The organism is Enterobacter sp. BIDMC92, from assembly GCF_001030225.1.
Classification (GTDB): Bacteria; Pseudomonadota; Gammaproteobacteria; order Enterobacterales; family Enterobacteriaceae; genus Enterobacter; species Enterobacter sichuanensis.
Genome location: NZ_KQ087598.1, coordinates 1,989,543 through 2,006,182 on the forward strand (window position 1 = coordinate 1,989,543; position 16,640 = coordinate 2,006,182).

At 53.0% G+C, this 16,640-nt stretch carries 17 protein-coding genes and 1 pseudogene; 12 read left to right on the top strand and 6 right to left on the bottom strand.

Translation table 11 applies throughout. The annotated features are described in order from the left end of the window. Window positions 1-17: 17 nt before the first annotated feature. The gene (locus SP99_RS09205; protein ID WP_047958352.1) at window positions 18-677 is read right to left on the bottom strand and encodes a winged helix-turn-helix transcriptional regulator; all 660 of its coding nucleotides are present in this window, start codon (window positions 675-677) and stop codon (window positions 18-20) included. A gap of 444 nt (window positions 678-1,121) precedes the next feature. Here SP99_RS09205 and SP99_RS09210 point away from each other — a divergent pair, with 444 nt between their 5' ends. From SP99_RS09210 to SP99_RS09235, 6 genes are read left to right on the top strand one after another with little or no spacing between them, the layout of a single operon-like run. After that, a complete protein-coding gene (locus SP99_RS09210) occupies window positions 1,122-1,652 on the top strand; it encodes a fimbrial protein (RefSeq protein ID WP_025757313.1) in 531 nt (176 codons plus the stop codon). 56 nt (window positions 1,653-1,708) lie between these two features. Beyond that, entirely contained in the window at window positions 1,709-2,386 is a 678-nt protein-coding gene (locus SP99_RS09215; protein ID WP_047958353.1) for a fimbrial biogenesis chaperone, read from the top strand. Window positions 2,387-2,430: 44 nt separating this feature from the next. Next, entirely contained in the window at window positions 2,431-4,971 is a 2,541-nt protein-coding gene (locus SP99_RS09220; RefSeq protein ID WP_047958354.1) for a fimbria/pilus outer membrane usher protein, read from the top strand. A 1-nt stretch (window position 4,972) separates the two neighbouring features. Further along, window positions 4,973-5,920: a fimbrial protein gene (locus SP99_RS09225; protein WP_047958355.1), complete on the top strand. Its 948-nt coding sequence runs from the start codon at window positions 4,973-4,975 to the stop codon at window positions 5,918-5,920. An 11-nt stretch (window positions 5,921-5,931) separates the two neighbouring features. Beyond that, the gene (locus SP99_RS09230; RefSeq protein ID WP_047958356.1) at window positions 5,932-6,444 is read left to right on the top strand and encodes a fimbrial protein; all 513 of its coding nucleotides are present in this window, start codon (window positions 5,932-5,934) and stop codon (window positions 6,442-6,444) included. Between the two features lie 48 nt (window positions 6,445-6,492). After that, the gene (locus SP99_RS09235) at window positions 6,493-7,155 is read left to right on the top strand and encodes a helix-turn-helix transcriptional regulator (RefSeq protein WP_047958357.1); all 663 of its coding nucleotides are present in this window, start codon (window positions 6,493-6,495) and stop codon (window positions 7,153-7,155) included. 220 nt (window positions 7,156-7,375) lie between these two features. Here SP99_RS09235 and fdhF read toward each other — a convergent pair whose 3' ends face one another. The 4 genes from fdhF to ycgZ form a co-directional block, all read right to left on the bottom strand. Next, the gene (gene fdhF, locus SP99_RS09240; RefSeq protein ID WP_047958358.1) at window positions 7,376-9,526 is read right to left on the bottom strand and encodes a formate dehydrogenase subunit alpha; all 2,151 of its coding nucleotides are present in this window, start codon (window positions 9,524-9,526) and stop codon (window positions 7,376-7,378) included. Window positions 9,527-9,715: 189 nt separating this feature from the next. Continuing rightward, window positions 9,716-9,994: a biofilm development regulator YmgB/AriR family protein gene (locus SP99_RS09245; RefSeq protein ID WP_023327185.1), complete on the bottom strand. Its 279-nt coding sequence runs from the start codon at window positions 9,992-9,994 to the stop codon at window positions 9,716-9,718. 29 nt (window positions 9,995-10,023) lie between these two features. Next, complete coding sequence (locus SP99_RS09250) at window positions 10,024-10,344, bottom strand: hypothetical protein (RefSeq protein WP_047958359.1); 321 nt, start codon at window positions 10,342-10,344, stop codon at window positions 10,024-10,026. A 4-nt stretch (window positions 10,345-10,348) separates the two neighbouring features. Then, on the bottom strand, window positions 10,349-10,588 hold the full coding sequence (gene ycgZ / locus SP99_RS09255) for a regulatory protein YcgZ (RefSeq protein WP_047958360.1): 240 nt from the start codon (window positions 10,586-10,588) through the stop codon (window positions 10,349-10,351). Window positions 10,589-10,925: 337 nt separating this feature from the next. Here ycgZ and SP99_RS09260 point away from each other — a divergent pair, with 337 nt between their 5' ends. After that, a complete protein-coding gene (locus SP99_RS09260) occupies window positions 10,926-12,146 on the top strand; it encodes a diguanylate phosphodiesterase (RefSeq protein WP_047958361.1) in 1,221 nt (406 codons plus the stop codon). 188 nt (window positions 12,147-12,334) lie between these two features. Further along, entirely contained in the window at window positions 12,335-13,066 is a 732-nt protein-coding gene (locus SP99_RS09265) for a MerR family transcriptional regulator (protein ID WP_045284949.1), read from the top strand. 59 nt (window positions 13,067-13,125) lie between these two features. Here SP99_RS09265 and SP99_RS25005 read toward each other — a convergent pair. Continuing rightward, a pseudogene (locus SP99_RS25005) lies at window positions 13,126-13,260 on the bottom strand (type VI secretion system tube protein Hcp); the annotation flags it as partial. A gap of 82 nt (window positions 13,261-13,342) precedes the next feature. Here SP99_RS25005 and SP99_RS09270 point away from each other — a divergent pair. The 4 genes from SP99_RS09270 to sufB all read left to right on the top strand — a co-directional run bounded on the left by SP99_RS09270 (window position 13,343) and on the right by sufB (window position 16,636). Beyond that, window positions 13,343-13,711, top strand: a complete 369-nt coding sequence (locus SP99_RS09270) for a hypothetical protein (RefSeq protein ID WP_047958362.1) — start codon at window positions 13,343-13,345, stop codon at window positions 13,709-13,711. After that, a complete protein-coding gene (locus SP99_RS09275; protein WP_047958363.1) occupies window positions 13,711-14,217 on the top strand; it encodes a YqhG/Tai3 family protein in 507 nt (168 codons plus the stop codon). Before SP99_RS09270 ends, SP99_RS09275 begins: the two co-directional genes overlap by 1 nt. Window positions 14,218-14,768: 551 nt before the next feature. Beyond that, window positions 14,769-15,137 carry a Fe-S cluster assembly scaffold SufA gene (gene sufA / locus SP99_RS09285; protein ID WP_025757299.1) on the top strand — a complete coding sequence of 123 codons (369 nt, stop codon included), beginning with the start codon at window positions 14,769-14,771 and terminating at the stop codon, window positions 15,135-15,137. Between the two features lie 8 nt (window positions 15,138-15,145). Beyond that, the gene (sufB, locus tag SP99_RS09290) at window positions 15,146-16,636 is read left to right on the top strand and encodes a Fe-S cluster assembly protein SufB (protein ID WP_025757298.1); all 1,491 of its coding nucleotides are present in this window, start codon (window positions 15,146-15,148) and stop codon (window positions 16,634-16,636) included. Window positions 16,637-16,640: the final 4 nt, after the last annotated feature.

Below are 16,640 nucleotides of genomic sequence, written 5' to 3' on the forward strand. Positions count from 1 at the left end.
CGCCAGCACCACCTGGGTCAGTATTTCCTCGGTAAATGGTGTATATCAAGCAGCACGCCGCGCTCCATTGTAATGTACTGCCCGGTGCGAAGTTCGGCCAGGATCCGCATAATTCCGCTGCGCGACAGCCAGGTTCGACTCTGTATATACGCAGCCGCCGTGGTGTTCATCCGTATTGCTTCCGGCTCTTGCATCAACTCCACCAGTTGAAACCGGATGATGTCATAGGCCGACATCTGTGAGATCCGCGAGCAGTGTTCGTAGACCCGGGAGGCGGTATAGATCAGCAGATGCGAAAAGGGTTCCCACAAATTGTGTTGCGCAATCGTGCTGTTAAAACGTTCCAGCGAAACGGCCGCGAGTTCAGAGGTTTCCAGCGCCCGGACGTACAGATGTTCTGACGAGAACTGGCTGCTGACGCCGAGAATAAACGGCGAGGATTCAGAATTTAATACAATGCCATCTCCCCGACGGTGCAACGCCACGCTGCCCTGCAGAAGTAAAAAACACTGACGGTCGTCGTGATGGTAATAGTGAACCACTTCCCCTCTGGACAGAATGCGTCTTTCTGTCAGGGGAAGAAGAGTATTAATTAGTTTCTCGATGTGCTTATAGGGTTTTGCAGTCAGCACCGGGGTTTTTTCAATATCGACTACGGGAGCCATTCGGGTGTTCATCAGAGACCTCACTTACGGATGCGATCATTTTTTGATCGGCATAAAGAATTATCTTAAAAAACAGCGAGTCGTGGAATGTTTACGGCAGGTCTAAAAATAGACCGCAAGATGTTGTGGTCCTAATTATATGAAATTTAAGGTTGTCTTTTACGGGTCTAAAAGTAGACCCGTAATAATGGCAATGAGATAATTCTAAAGAGAATTGTTTTAATTTTGTTAAACCTGAGTCTACAGCTAGACCTCAAATAGATTGTGCGCCGAAAAAGAGTTGTATAAATTTTACTCGTCGGCAGGCATAACCCGGAATGTTTAAGCTGAGCTATGAAGCGACGTTATTTAATGGGCACCTGACAATATATAAATGACAAGGTGAGGTGGCGGTGAACAGCTTTAAACCGCTTTGTCTGGATTTCTGTAATAAATAAAGTGATACAGGATTTATTTATGAAAAATAAAATGATGATAGCAATGCTGGCAATCGGCTCCACTCTGGCAACGACGCACGCTTTTGCCGCAGCCGGTACGGTTAACTTTAACGGTAATATTCTGGATTCCGCCTGCGATGTGGATGTCGCGTCTCAGAATCAGGTCGTGGTATTAGGGGATTATTATAAAACGGAGTTCCCAACCACCGGCGCCAGAACGGCAGCAACGCAGTTTAATATTGTGCTGAAAAACTGTCCGGTGACGGTGACCAGCGCCAAAGTGCGTTTTGATGGTACGCCGGATGCCACCAATGCCAGCCTGCTGGCGATTGATTCGTCTGCGGCGGGTGCGGCGACCGGGGTGGCCATTAACCTGATGACGGCAGATAAGGCGGATCTCCCGCTTCATGGCAGCAATAGCTACAGCTATGTGCTGAGCAGCACGGCGGATAATACCCTGAGCTTCTATGCCCAGTATATTTCCACCGCAGCGACCGTCACCGCCGGCCCGGCAAACTCTGTCGCTAACTTCTCAGTGATCTATAACTGATATTTTGCAGAATCATTAAGGGGCCAACCCGGCCCCTTTGTTGTATGAGGTTTATCATGCGTTTTATCACCACGACAGGACTGGCCCTGGCGCTGTCTGCGCTCACGCTGACCACAGCCAACGCCGGCGTTATTATTGGCGGCACCCGCCTCATCTTCGATGGGGCTAAAAAAGAAGCGTCAATAAGCATAAATAACCCTGACAGTACGCCCTATTTAATTCAGTCATGGATAGATATGCAGGAAGGGAACTCAGGTAAAGCGCCTTTTATTATTACGCCGCCATTATATCGCTTGGATGGTGGACAAAAAAACATTGAGCGAATTGTAATGACGGGCGCATTGCCACAGGAACGGGAAAGTCTGTTCTGGCTGAATATTAAAGCGATTCCGTCGGCATCAAAACAGACGAACTCCCTGCAAATTGCAGTGAAAACCCGCATCAAACTGATTTACCGGCCTGAAGGTCTGCGGGCGTCAACACCAGAGGAACAGGCCAGTAAATTAACCTGGCAACGAACAGGAAATAACCTTGAGGTCAAAAACCCCACGCAATACGTCATTAACTTTAATGAAATTACGCTGGCGGGAAAAAAACTGGATGACGTGACGTATGTTTTACCCGGCGCTTCAGCCCGGTTTGCATTACCAAATGAGGCGAGGGGAAATTCACTCACGTTTAAAATCATTAACGACTATGGCAGTCCCGGCGTTTTACACCAGGCCAGTTTGTAATGTGTTAGCAAACGGCAACGCCCGTATTTATCAGGTAATTCGTCATGACAGTAATAAACAGGATGCGGCCTGCACGCCTGGCGACGTTTATCGCCCTGGCGTTTGCCGGATCCTCTCCGACGCTCTGTGCCAGTGTGGCATTTAACACGGATCTGATAGAGCTGGATAATCCCGGCATGGATAAAGCCGATCTGTCGGCTTTTGAATCAGGCTCTCAGGCGCCGGGGAACTACCATGTCGATATTATTGTTGACGACGCGTTAGTGGAGACGGGGGATATTCGCTTTACCGCAGGCAAAAACGAGAATGGCGATGAGACATTGCAGCCGTGCCTGAGCAGTGAGCAATTAAAACGCTGGGGGGTTAAAACCGCATTATTTCCCGCACTCAGTGCGGAACCGGGCGAGTGTGTCAATCTTCAGGCGATACCGCAGGCCAGTGCAGATTTCCAGTTTAGCGCCCAGCGCCTTGTGCTCAGCATCCCTCAGGCAGCCATCGACCTGCCGGCGAGAGGTTATGTCCCGCCGCAGATGTGGGATGAGGGGATAACCGCAGCCATGCTCAATTACAGCCTGAGCGGGGCGACCAGCCGGGCGAAAACGGGCGCGGGGGCCAGCAGCAACAGCCAGTATGCGAACCTGCGTCCGGGGATCAATATCGGGCCGTGGCGTTTACGCAACTACACCACCTGGTCGCGGGATCCTTCCGGCAAGGATCAATGGGATACGGTCTACAGCTACCTGCAACGCGCCGTGATCCCGCTGAAAGCGCAGCTTACCGTCGGGGACAGTTCCGCCCCGGCTGATGTGTTTGACAGTATGCCGTTTCGCGGCGTCCAGCTGGCGTCGGACGATGACATGCTGCCGGATTCCCTGAAGGGCTATGCGCCTGTGGTACGCGGGATCGCACGCACCAATGCCCAGGTGGTGATCCGCCAGAATGGCTATCAGATCTACCAAAGCTATGTGGCGCCGGGCGCGTTTGAGATTAGCGATATGTACCCCACCGGCGGCGCGGGCGACTTAGAGGTGACCATCAAAGAGGCGGATGGCAGCGAGCAGCATTTCACGCTGCCGTATGCCTCGGTACCGGTATTGCAGCGCGAGCGACGGCTGAAATATGCCCTCTCCGCGGGACAGTATCGCGCCTATAACAGCAGCGTGGAGAAAACACCGTTTGGCCAGATCACTGCGATTTATGGCCTGCCGGATGGCATTACGCTCTATGGCGGCGTGCAGGGTTCCGGCAAGTACCAGTCCCTGGCGCTTGGAGTAGGTAAAAACATGGGCGATTTCGGTGCGCTTTCCGCGGATATCACCCAGGCCTGGTCATCACCGGCCGATACCGCAAAAACGCAGGGGCAGTCCTTGCGCGCGCGTTACAGCAAGAACCTGCTCAATACCGGCACAAATTTTTCCATTGCAGGATACCGCTATTCAACCCGTGGCTATTACGGGATGCAGGAAGTGCTGGATTCCTTCGGGGACAGCGGCGCACTTCAGGAGAGACGGCGCAATCGCGTGGAGCTGACGATGAGCCAGACGCTGGGTGGAAACCTGGGCGCGCTGACGCTGAGCGCCGCACGGGAGGATTACTGGAACGCCGACAAATCAATGGCGTCATGGAGTGTCGGTTACAACAATTACTGGCACAACATCAGCTATGGCGTGACCTGGACATTCAGTAAAAACGGCAGCCCGGCGTCATCCGGTAGCGGGGGTACGAAATCCTGGGATCGCGACCAGCTTCTGGCGTTTACCGTCAGCGTGCCGCTGGACAAATTTCTGCCGCAGACGTGGGCCAACTATGGCCTGAACGCCAGTCAGAATAATGGCACAACACACAATCTCGGCATGAACGGGGTTGCTCTCGAAAACAGCGCCCTGAACTGGAATATCCAGCAGGGCTACGGCACCGATGGCGTGGGTTATACCGGCAATATGAACGGCGACTATAAAGGCACATACGGCGAGGTCTCGGCGGGCTATGGCTACGACACCAGTAGCGAGCGCCTGAATTATGGCTTACAGGGCGGCATCCTTGCGCATGCTGACGGCATTACGCTGTCGCAGCCGCTGGGGGAAACCAACGCGTTAATCAAAGCCCCTGGCGCGCACGGCGTCAATATTCGCAATCAGGCTGGCGTGCGGACGGATTACCGGGGCTACACGGTGGTGAATAACCTCTCCGTGTACCGGAAAAACGATCTCGCCCTCGATCCTGAGAATATGCCCGAGGATGTGGAGCTGGAGATCAACACGCGCACGGTCACGCCGACACGCGGTGCGGTCGTGAAAGCCGATTACCTCTCGAAAGTGGGACGCCGGGTGCTGATGACCTTAATGGACAATAACCGTTTCGTGCCGTTTGGCGCGGTGGTCACGCTGGAGGGCGACACCAGCAGCAGTTTTATCGTCGGCGATCGAGGTCAGGTCTATTTAACCGGCCTGCGCGAACAGGGCACCGTTCTGGCGACTTGGGGGACGCAATCCCACCAGCAGTGTCGGGCGGATTTTAATCTGCCGAAAGGATCTCAGTATGGTGGCATCGCTGACATTAGCGTCACGTGTCGCCAGGAGCATTAATATGAAGTTCATCAACGCTATTTTACTGCTGTGTTATCTGTGCGGCTGGCAAGTGGCCAGGGCAGGGACCTGCACCACTATTACGCCGCAGCTGTCGACGCTGTCGGTGGGGACCATTAATGTTCAACGTGATGCGCCTGTCGGCACGGTGATTTTTTCCGGCACGGGAAGCATGACAGGGAGCTATCTGACAGGGTGTACCAATCCGTTAATGCTGGGTTTTAGCATGCGCTATAACAATGCCACGCTGAGCAGCTACGGCAATCATGTGTATAACACCAACGTCAGCGGCATAGGCATTCGGTTTTCTTCAAATGCCTATTTCGAGAACCCAAGCAATACATTCTCTTACAGTGCGCAGACCTCTTATGTGGACTGGTATGGCGGCCGGGTCGAGCTGGTGGTGACCGGCCCGGTGTCATCCGGTGCCTTAACGCCGGGGGTCATCGGCGTGGTCACGCTCCAGGGCAGCGACGGGGTTTATCGTGACGGGCTGACCGAGCAACTTACCGGCGGAACCATCAACGCCCTGGCATGCACGATCAATACGCCACAGCTGACGTTCCCGCTTGGTGATATTCCGGCATCCGCGTTTGGCACCGTAGTGGGGACCACGCCGGGCGTGGCGCAGAATACACAAAATCTGGGATTAACCTGCAGCGCTGGCACCAATATTACGGTCTCGCTCAGCGGAATACAGAATCCCGACAGTGCAAATACCAGCGTGATGGCCTTAACGGGGCAGGGGAGTGCCGGTACGGCAAAAGGTGTCGGCGTGCAGCTTTTATATAACGGTACGCCGCTGGCATTAAATAGCCGTCTGTTATTAAAACAGTCTGCGGGTGGACAAGAGACGCTCCCGTTAACGGCGCGTTATTACCAGACCTTAACCTCCGTTGAGTCCGGCTCCGCGAATGCCTCCGCCACGCTAAATCTGACGTACCAGTAACAGGTGGAGTGATGAAATTACATTATCAGCGTGGGCTTGTTCTTCTTTTATTCTGCGGGCACACGTTCGCGGCTGACAGCGTGAATCTTGGCGTCACGGGAAATATCGTTGCCTCGCCCTGTATCTTTAACGGCGGGAGCACCAGTATGGATATTAATCTTGGGAATATACAGGCCACCAATATGGCGACGCCGGGGTCATCATCCGATCCCGTGCCTTTTAACCTGCTGTTTACCCAGTGTCCGGCGGGAACCCGTAGCGTCACGGTCTCGTTCACCGGAAGCCCCGATCCGCTCGCCGGGGCGGACTACTATCTGAACAGCGGCTCGGCGACAAACGTGGCGGTCGCCATGCGTGAGGCCGGAACAGGGACGCTAAAGGGAACAGGTTCCAGCATAACGCAAACTATTGCGGCAGACAGAACCGCCACGATGGCCATGCAGGCGTCGGTCAAATCGGTTAGCGGCGGCGCGACGCCGGGGAGTATCAGTGCAGTCGTTGTGATGACGATGCAATATAACTGAGATGTCGGCGTTGACGTTCCTCACACATTAAGGACAGTGGTATTTGCTATGTTGAATATTCTTATTCAGGAAGCCGATCAATTTTTTCGCAGTGGACTGCAGCATTTTTTTATGGATTTCTTTTTGCGTAATTTTAAACAGCCGATCCACTTCGCGACGCAATTTAGCCATGAAAACGTCAGCACTGCCGATATTATCGTGCTCTCCCTCTGTAAAGGGGAGACGCTCACCTGTATTCCAGAATTACAGGCCCGCCAGAAAGGGATCGTGATAGGACTGGTGGAGGATGCGCCGGGCGTTTCGGCATTTAACGCCTGTTTCCAGGATATTCTTTTTATTCCGCGTAATGTCTCGCTCGATCGCCTGAGCGAGATGCTGTTTCTCGCCTGGTATCGCACGCAGGCGCCCGGTTATACCTGGAAAAAAATAAGCTGCTGTGAGTGCCAGTATAAAATATTATCACCCCAGCAAATTCGCATTATGGTGAATTTTTACCGGGGGCTATCGGTAGTGCAGGTGGCCCGGGCGCTGGAGATGAATGATAAAACTGTCTTTACGCATAAATATATGATGATGCAGAAATTTAATCTGCGAACGGATTTTGAACTGATTGCGCTGATTCGCAAAATGGTAGAGAAAAAGAGTTACCCGAATCTGCTGCGTGACTATCTGGTCAATCATTACGGGGAGTGTGTTCCCGTGATGCAGTGAATTACAAAACATAGTGCACGGTTATGCGCCTTTAGAATAGCGAGCGCGTCATGGTACTTTGGTTTCGCCCGGCGGCGCTACGCTTGCACGGGCCTACAATAAAACAGGCTATTTATTGAGATCCTGGCTCGATGTAGGCCGGGTAAGCGCAGCGCCACCCGGCAAGAAAGGCGGTATCATTATTAATGATCCGAGGCCCATGCTGTGAGCCTCTTTTTACTTACACATTCACTGCGCTGATCAACCGGGTCTTCATCGATTGATAGGCAGACGCCGCATAGTCCTCAGCCCAGCGCTGGTCCTCAATCGCCTCCAGTTGCACCGCGCAGTACTTCGTTTCCGGCGTTTTGGAGATGGGGTCGAGATTATCCTGGGTCAGCTCGTTGCAGGCGCCAATCCACCACTGATAGGTCATGTAGACGGCTCCGGCGTTGATGCGCTCGCTGATACTGGCGCGGGTAATCACTTTGCCGCGACGCGAACGCACCCAGACCAGCTGCCCGTCAGTAATGCCCAGTTTGTCCGCATCGGCAGGGTTCAGTTGCACCCGGCCGGGCTCGTCGGCCAGGCTTTGTAGCGCGGCGCAGTTACCGGTCATGGAGCGGCAGGAGTAGTGTCCCACTTCGCGCACCGTACAGAGCACCAGCGGGTAATCGTCATCAGGCGTTTCTGCCGGCGCGCGCCACGGCGCGGCAAACAGTTGCCCCTTACCGGTTGGGGTGTCGAACTGATTATCTTTGTACAGGTACGGTGTGCCGGGGTGATCCAGCGTCGGGCACGGCCACTGCACGTGGCCCATCTCGCCCATTTTTTCATAGGTTACCCCGTAGAAAAGCGGGCACAGCTCGCGCATCTCATCCCAGATCTGCTGGTTAGTGTCGTAGTGCATGGGGTAACCCATCTCGGTGGCGAGCAGGCTGATAATCTCCCAGTCGCGCTTCACGTTGCCGCTGGCCTCGATGGCTTTGCCGAAACGCTGGAATCCCCGGTCGGCACAGGTAAAGACGCCGCCGTGCTCACCCCAGGAGGTTGCCGGGAGCAGAACGTCCGCCACTTCCGCCGTTTTGGTCATGAAGATGTCCTGAACCACGACAAAATCGAGCGCTTCAAAACCACTGCGCACCAGCCCGAGATCGGCCTCCGTCTGCAGCGGATCTTCCCCCATGATGTAGTAGGCCTTGATCTTGCCTTCCAGCGCCAGGTGCGGCACTTCGGTGATGCGCGTCCCGACCCGATCGTCCATCGCCGCAGCGTCAATCCCCCAGGCGCTGGCGAACTTCTGCCGAACGGCCGGATCGGTGACGTCCTGATAGCCGGGGAACATATTGGGCAGCACGCCCATATCACAGGCCCCCTGGACATTGTTTTGACCGCGCACCGGTCCGACGCCGACGGCAGGGCGACCGAGATTACCGGTCAACAGCGCCAGGCTTGCGAGCCCTTTGACCACATCAACGGCCTGCCCAAACTGAGTGACGCCCATTCCCCACATCACGGTAGCGGAAGGGGCCGCCGCGAAGGTACGCATCGCCTGACGCACCTCACGGGCGGGGAGGCCGGTGAGATGTTCCACACGCTCTGGCGCATAGTCTTTTACCGTCTGCCGGTAGGCCTCAAGCCCTTCTGTAAAGCGTGCAACGTAGTTTTTGTCGTACAGCTCCTCTTCCAGCAGAACGTAGCCAAAGGCGTTCACCAGCGCCATGTTGCTGCCGTTTTTGAGCTGCAGATGCTGATCGGCAATTCGCGCCGTTTCAATGCGCCGCGGATCGCAGACGATAATTTTTGCGCCGTTTTCACGCGCTTTCAGCACGCGCCGGGCGACGATAGGGTGGGAGTCTGCGCAGTTATAGCCAAACACCAGCAGACATTTTGAGTTCTCAATATCGTTGATGGAGTTACTCATCGCGCCATTGCCGAGCGTCTCCTGAAGCCCGGCAACGGATGGACCATGACAGACGCGCGCGCAGCAGTCCACGTTGTTGGTGTTTAGCACCGCACGGGCAAATTTCTGCATCACATAGTTTGTTTCATTGCCGGTTCCACGGGAGGAGCCGGTGGTCATAATTGACCGCGGTCCGTGCTGCGCTTTAATGCTGCTGAGCCGGTGAGCGGTGTAACGGATAGCCTCTTCCCAGGTAACGGGGGTGAATGGCTCGCCTTTGTGGTAGCGGATCATTGGCTGGGTCAGGCGTGGGGTGAGCAGACGGGTATCGTTGAGGAAGTCCCAACCGTAAAATCCTTTCAGACATAAGGTGCCCTGGTTTGTTACCCCCTCTGCCGCTTCGGCACGGATGATACGGTTATTTTCTACGACAAGGTTTAATTTACAGCCTGCACCGCAGTACGGGCAGACGCTGGCGATCTTTTTCATCAATAACAGACCTGTTAAGAAATGAAGCAAAGTTGACTGGACAACCCAGTCCCGTAGTTGGCGTTAAGCAGGAAGCGTGCCAGATTGGCTTTGCTGGTATTACAGGGTGTTATGCGGGGCGTTACGTGTCATCGTCAGGCTGTTCGTCAGTTTTGACGATGACACGTCGGGGGCGTGGCAGGCAGGAATTCAGAGATCGTCCATCGTGTAACCCACCACGATTTCCAGCGTTTTACGAATGACGTCCGCCTGAACCACGTCGTTGGTGGCTTCCAGCGTCTGAATAAGCCATAAGATGATCGCTTTATTAGACAGGTGACCCTCGGAGGCCAGAACACAGCGTACTGCAGTAGAAAAAATAGCGGACTCTTCAGCAAAACGATCGCCTGCGTGACGGAAATATTCCGCCAGCGCACTGTCTAAAAAAGCAGAGTGGTATTCGGGTTGAAGCTGAATATTTTGTCTCATTTGTTCTCACCGTAGCTGTTAAATTGCAGTCAATGTATTTTTTTGGGGTCGGACGGTTTTCCACTTCCAAATAACGGCACTACATTGTCTCTTTTATCGTTGAGAGGTCCCTCTCTGTTCGTTCGTCCTTGTGCGGTTCTGCGACGTGTAAAGGCGAGATTATTTGTGCCGATGTCGGCAATCACCTTCGCAAGTGTCTCCCGCCGCCGGGGATCCTTTTCACAGGCTTTCATCGTCCGCAGACGCTGTAGCAATCCTTCGGTTGTCACAGGCCCCCGCTCTTTCAACAGAGAGAGAACGGCTTCACCGATAAGCTTGTCGATCAGACTGTCTGCGTCACTGCTGTTCATAACCTTACCGTTCGAAGAGCAGACCAAGCAGCATGTGGTAATGCTCTTCCTCTTCCGGCCCATCCGCGTTCTCGAGTCGGCTGAGCAGTTTGGTACAGAGCGATTTGCGATTGAGGTTTCGCCCGTCGCTGAGAATTTCTACTACCACCTGACCCAGCGTCTCCTGTTGGGTCGGAAGGGCGGCCTTTTCGAAGTACTGTGCGATCGCTGCTGCGGAATCTGTGGCGTAACCTTTCTGCTGCATGTTTCGCTCCTGTAAAATTTTGTAATCACTAACGTTACATTTAAGGTATACACAATTTCAAAATCTGTACACCCAAAATGTACAAATTTTGAATTTTTTTATGATATATTTTATAAATTATTTTATTATCATATAGTTATATCGTTGTCGCGAAGCGGTAACGTTACAGGATATATTGTACAAAAAGTTCTGACGCTGGTAAGTTGTACAGCAGAGAAAAAAATCACATTAACTGCTGTAAATGATTGAGATGTAAATTATTTGTAGGGCAATTAATGTGCTATAAATGAAAATTACCCACGTCTTTCGTGGCCAAAACCCTAACCCCAGGAATAGCATGCTCACAACCATCATTTACCGCAGTCATATCTGCGAGGACGTTCCAGTGAAAGCGCTGGAAGCCATGGTCGCTGCTGCAAATCGTAAAAACCGGCAATCCAATGTCACGGGGATCCTGCTGTTTAACGGCACACATTTTTTTCAACTGCTTGAAGGGCCGGTGGAGCAGGTCACTGCCATCTATGAGCAGATCTGTAACGACCCGCGTCACCATAACGTAGTGGAGTTAATGCGCGATCACGGTCCAGTCCGGCGTTTTGGTAACGTGGGCATGGAGCTGTTTGATTTACGCCAGTTCGACAGGGATGAGGTGCTGCAGCAGGTGCTCAACAGGGGAACGACCCGTTACCAGCTGACGTACAACGACCGCCCTCTGCAGTTTTTCCGTACCTTTATCGAAGCGACTGAAAAATCGAACTACTTTGAACTGCCGCCTGCGGATTCATGGGATTTTGTCACCGAAGAAACACCTTTGTCCGCGCAACCTGAAGTGGTCGCGAAAGGGGCGGATTGCAGCTTCGCCTTCCAGCCGATAGTCGATCCGTTTATGCAGCAGGTCGTTTCCTGGGAGGCGCTTCTCCGCACCCCGGACGGCGGCGCACCTGGGGTCTATTTCGCCAACCGGCCGCGTGACGAAGTGTATGCCTCGGATTTGCAAAGCAAACAGGTCGCGCTTTCCATGGCCAGCGCGCTGGGGTTACAGGGCCAGACGTTATCCCTCAACCTGCTGCCCATGACGCTGGTTAACATTCCCAACGCCGTGGATTTCCTGCTTACCGCGATTGAAGCCAACGGGTTTGTGCCCGAGCAAATTGTGGTGGAGTTTACCGAAAGCGAAGCCATTTCCCGCTTTGATGAGTTTACGGATGCGGTCAGGCAGTTAAAAAGCGCGGGGATCAGCGTGACGATCGATCACTTTGGTGCTGGTTTTGCTGGGCTGCAGCTACTGGCTCAGTTCCAGCCGGACAGAATTAAGATTAATCGCGATCTGGTTGCGAACGTGCACAAAAGTGGCCCCCGACAGGCCATTATTCAGGCGATCATTAAATGCTGTGCCTCGCTTGAGATTCAGTTCTGCGCGGTAGGCGTAGAGAAGGCGGAAGAGTGGATGTGGCTGGAGTCTGCAGGCATTTCCCAGTTCCAGGGGCACCTTTTTGCCAGCCCCCGGCATGGCGGGATACCGGCGATTGCGTGGCCGGAGAAGAGATTCGAAATCTGATAGGGTTGTACACATTTCGACGGACTTAACTGTACGACAGGCACATTTTATACAACAATGTATTAACAGGTGAAGGGCAACGTCGCCCGTTCACCTGAGCAAAATGTGGCCTTAATTATACAAATGGTTTGTACAATCTGATAAGGTTGGTGTAGTTAGGTATGGAAGTTCTGAGCGTGAGGGAGTTAATGGCCTATTACAGTATCGGCGAAGTGGCCGAACGATGCGGTATCAACCCCGTTACGCTGCGTGCCTGGCAGCGCCGTTATGGATTGTTGAAGCCGCAGCGCAGCGAAGGGGGTCATCGTCAGTTTGACGATGAAGATATCCTGCGTATTGAAGAGATCAAACGCCTGATGAAAAGCGGCGTTTCGGTCGGCAAAGTCAAAGCCTTGCTGGAAAACAAGGAAGTGTTGACGCAGGGCAACTGGCTCGCCTTCCAGGAAGAGATGATGACCGTACTGCGTTACGCCAGCCCGGCAAAACTGCGCGCCAAAGTCGGTGAGTTTCGTCGCGATCACCCGATGGATGCGCTGATTGACAATATTATCTCTCCCGTCCGCCAGCGGATGAACCAGGATCAAAACACGGTGCGCCACATGGCGAGCCTGTTTGATGGTGTACTGATTGAATTCGCGATTGCAAGCCTGGCGGAGTCCCGCAAGAAAGCCGGTAAAGACGCGCTCCTGATTGGCTGGGAATGCGATGATCGCACCCATTTGTGGCTTGAAGCCGCGCGCTTATCGCAGAAGGGCTGGCACATTGACGTTCTGGCGGAACCGATTGATTCACCGCGTCCTGAACTGTTTCCCGGGCAAAAAATCTTCGTCTGGACGGGTAAATCCCCAACCCCTCGCCAGCAGGAGCAGCTCGATCACTGGCGTGAGCAAGGATTTGCGGTTTCATTTCATCAGTCTTAGTCAGAGGCCTTGAGGGCCTTTTTCTGAATAAACCTCATTAACCCTCCGAACCGTATAAGTCAGTTTGTACGACGCTCATTCCATGCATCTGAAAACTGAATATTACCATCTAGAATTCTCCAGGTGATTTTTTCATATTGAATGCTGACACTTTCAATGTGATTCATTGTATCGTTCCCCGCCAGCTTAAAATTCTAGAAAACAGCACTTTTAATCCCACGTAGAATAAATGGTTAATATAATAATTCTATTCTTACTTACTTAAAGGAACTAAGAATGAGTTGGAATAAAGAAGCTGTAGTTTCGTATCTCCGTTCACACGCTCTGGGGCGATCTCATAGTGAATGTGCTAAGTATACCCGCCTGGCTATCCTGGCTGGCGGTGTTAAGGTACCGAACACAGATTATGCAAAAGATTATGGGGCGGAATTATTACGTGCTGGGTTCAGTGAGCTGCCGCCCGGTTCAACTTTAATTTCGGGCGATGTGGCTGTAATACAGCCGTACCCCGGTGGAAATGGCATAGGTCACATGACTATGTATGACGGTAAGCAGTGGATTTCGGACTTTGTACAAAAAAGCATGTATCCGGGTCCAGGGTACCGAAAAATGCAACCCCCCTTTAAAATTTACAGGATGCATTGATGAAAAGGATATTTCTATCATTCGTTATGTTGCTGGTGGGATGTAGTTCGACTGCCAGTGATGATCAGGATGCGAAAGACGCTACTGAGTCATTTTATAAATCCTATCTTTCCGCATTCGGTAGTGATGATGCCAGGCCTTATCCTGCCGATGAACTGCGTAAATATGTTTCCGCTGATACGATTGCCCGGATTGATGCCATTCAGGAAATCTATGAACAAGAGTTAATAGAGTCTGACTATTTTACGTATACCCAGGATTATTCTCGCGAATGGATACCTGCGTTACGAGTGGAAAACGCAAGGCCATTTTTAAACGGTGAAGTAGTGCAGGTCATTGAGGGAGCCGGTGGAGGGAAAACCATGCACCTTGAAGTATTTCTGCGTCGTGAAGATGATGCATGGAAAATCTACCGCGTTCGTGACATAACGAATAATCACGAGCACCCAATATTTAATGCCGGAGCATTAACCCAGGCGAAAGCTGCAGCAGAAAGTGGGCTTTAAGCTGTAAAACACTCTTCCAGCCTCGGTGCATGCCGGGGCTTTTTCTGGTGGAATGGACACTGCAATTGCCTCGTCACCCAAAGACTTCAGCAATATCCTCCACGCAGTGCCCATACCATTCAACCCGCGCATCGGCGGGTTTTTTATACCTTCCATTCAAGCTTCCCGTGCCGCTTTAAGCCCTGAGGAATAGGGAATTTCTGAGCAACAGGCATTTTTCCCGGATACGCGAGATCGAGAAGATGAATAGCGTTACGAGAAAATTGCCTGTTTTCACGGAAGTCAGAAAAGCTATCTCAAAAATAGGCATTTCCGATGCATATTTTACTTTTCTCCTCTCTGTCATCACCGCTGCAACAAAATGCATTATTAATCAATGCATTGAACAATTAAATCCATCCTGCCTGCATCCTGCCACAGGGTCTATGCTTAATAAAAGTAGGCAAAAAGGGCGGTTTAGCCGAATGCCCCTGCTGACAGAGGGTTGAAGTGATAATCGTTATCACTAACATGGTGTTATGCCCTGATGGCTTATCAGATGAGGTGGACCTATGGAACTGCATTCAGAAACCTTTAATCCTGCCGATTTTAGCTGGCGCGGTTTAACGCTGACGCCCGCGGCGGCGGCACATATTCACGAGCTGGTGGCGAAAAAGCCCGAGATCCTCGGTGTGCGTCTTGGGGTCAAACAGACCGGTTGCGCAGGCTTCGGTTACGTTCTCGACACCGTCACCGAGCCCGAGAAAGATGACCTGGTGTTTGAGACGGACGGTGCAAAATTATTCGTCGCACTGCAGGCCATGCCGTTTATCGACGGTACCGAAGTGGACTACGTCCGCGAAGGCTTAAACCAGTTATTCAAATTCCATAACCCGAAAGCCCAGAACGAATGCGGCTGCGGCGAAAGCTTTGGGGTATAGGCGGTACTATGTCTCGTAATACTGAAGCAACGAGTGAAGTAAAGACCTGGAGCGGTGGACACCTCAACTATAAAGAGGGGTTCTTCACCCAGCTGCAGACGGATGAACTGGCGAAAGGCATTAACGAAGATGTCGTTCGGGCGATCTCGGCAAAACGTAACGAGCCCGAGTGGATGCTGGAATTTCGCCTGAGCGCTTACCGCGCCTGGCTGGAGATGGAAGAGCCGCACTGGCTGAAAGCCCATTATGACAAGCTGAACTATCAGGACTACAGCTACTACTCTGCACCCTCCTGCGGCAGCTGTGATGACACCTGCGCCTCGCAGCCCGGCGCGGTGCAGCAGACCGGCGCGGAAAACAGCTTCCTCAGCAAAGAGGTGGAAGAAGCCTTTAACCAGCTGGGCGTGCCGGTTCGCGAGGGCAAAGAGGTGGCGGTGGACGCTATCTTTGACTCCGTCTCGGTGGCCACCACCTACCGCGACAAGCTGGCCGAGCAGGGGATTATCTTTTGCTCCTTCGGCGAAGCGATTCACGATCATCCGGAACTGGTGAAAAAGTACATCGGGACCGTGGTGCCCTCTAACGACAACTTCTTCGCGGCGCTCAATGCGGCGGTGGCCTCTGACGGCACCTTTATTTACGTGCCGAAAGGGGTACGTTGCCCGATGGAGCTCTCGACCTATTTCCGCATCAATGCGGAAAAAACCGGTCAGTTTGAACGCACGATTCTGGTGGCTGACGAGGGTAGCTACGTCAGTTACATCGAAGGGTGCTCCGCCCCGGTCCGCGACAGCTATCAGCTGCATGCGGCGGTGGTAGAAGTCATCATCCATAAAGATGCCGAGGTGAAATACTCCACGGTGCAAAACTGGTTCCCGGGCGACGGCAATACCGGCGGTATTCTGAACTTCGTCACCAAGCGTGCGCTGTGCGAAGGTGAAAACAGCAAGATGTCGTGGACCCAGTCGGAAACCGGGTCTGCCATCACCTGGAAGTACCCGAGCTGCATCCTGCGCGGCGATAACTCCATCGGTGAGTTTTACTCGGTGGCGCTCACCAGCGGGCATCAGCAGGCCGATACCGGCACCAAGATGATCCACATTGGTAAAAACACCAAATCGACCATTATCTCGAAAGGTATCTCCGCCGGGCACAGCCAGAACAGCTATCGCGGGCTGGTGAAGATCATGCCGACGGCGACCAATGCGCGAAACTTTACCCAGTGTGACTCGATGCTGATTGGCGCAGACTGCGGCGCGCACACCTTCCCGTATGTCGAGTGTCGCAACAACACCGCCCAGCTGGAGCATGAGGCGACGACGTCACGCATTGGCGAAGATCAGCTCTTCTACTGCCTGCAGCGCGGGATCAGCGAAGAGGATGCCATCTCGATGATCGTCAACGGCTTCTGTAAGGACGTGTTCTCTGAACTGCCGCTGGAATTTGCCGTTGAAGCCCAGAAACTCCTCGCCATTAGTCTTGAACACAGCGTCGGTTAAGGAA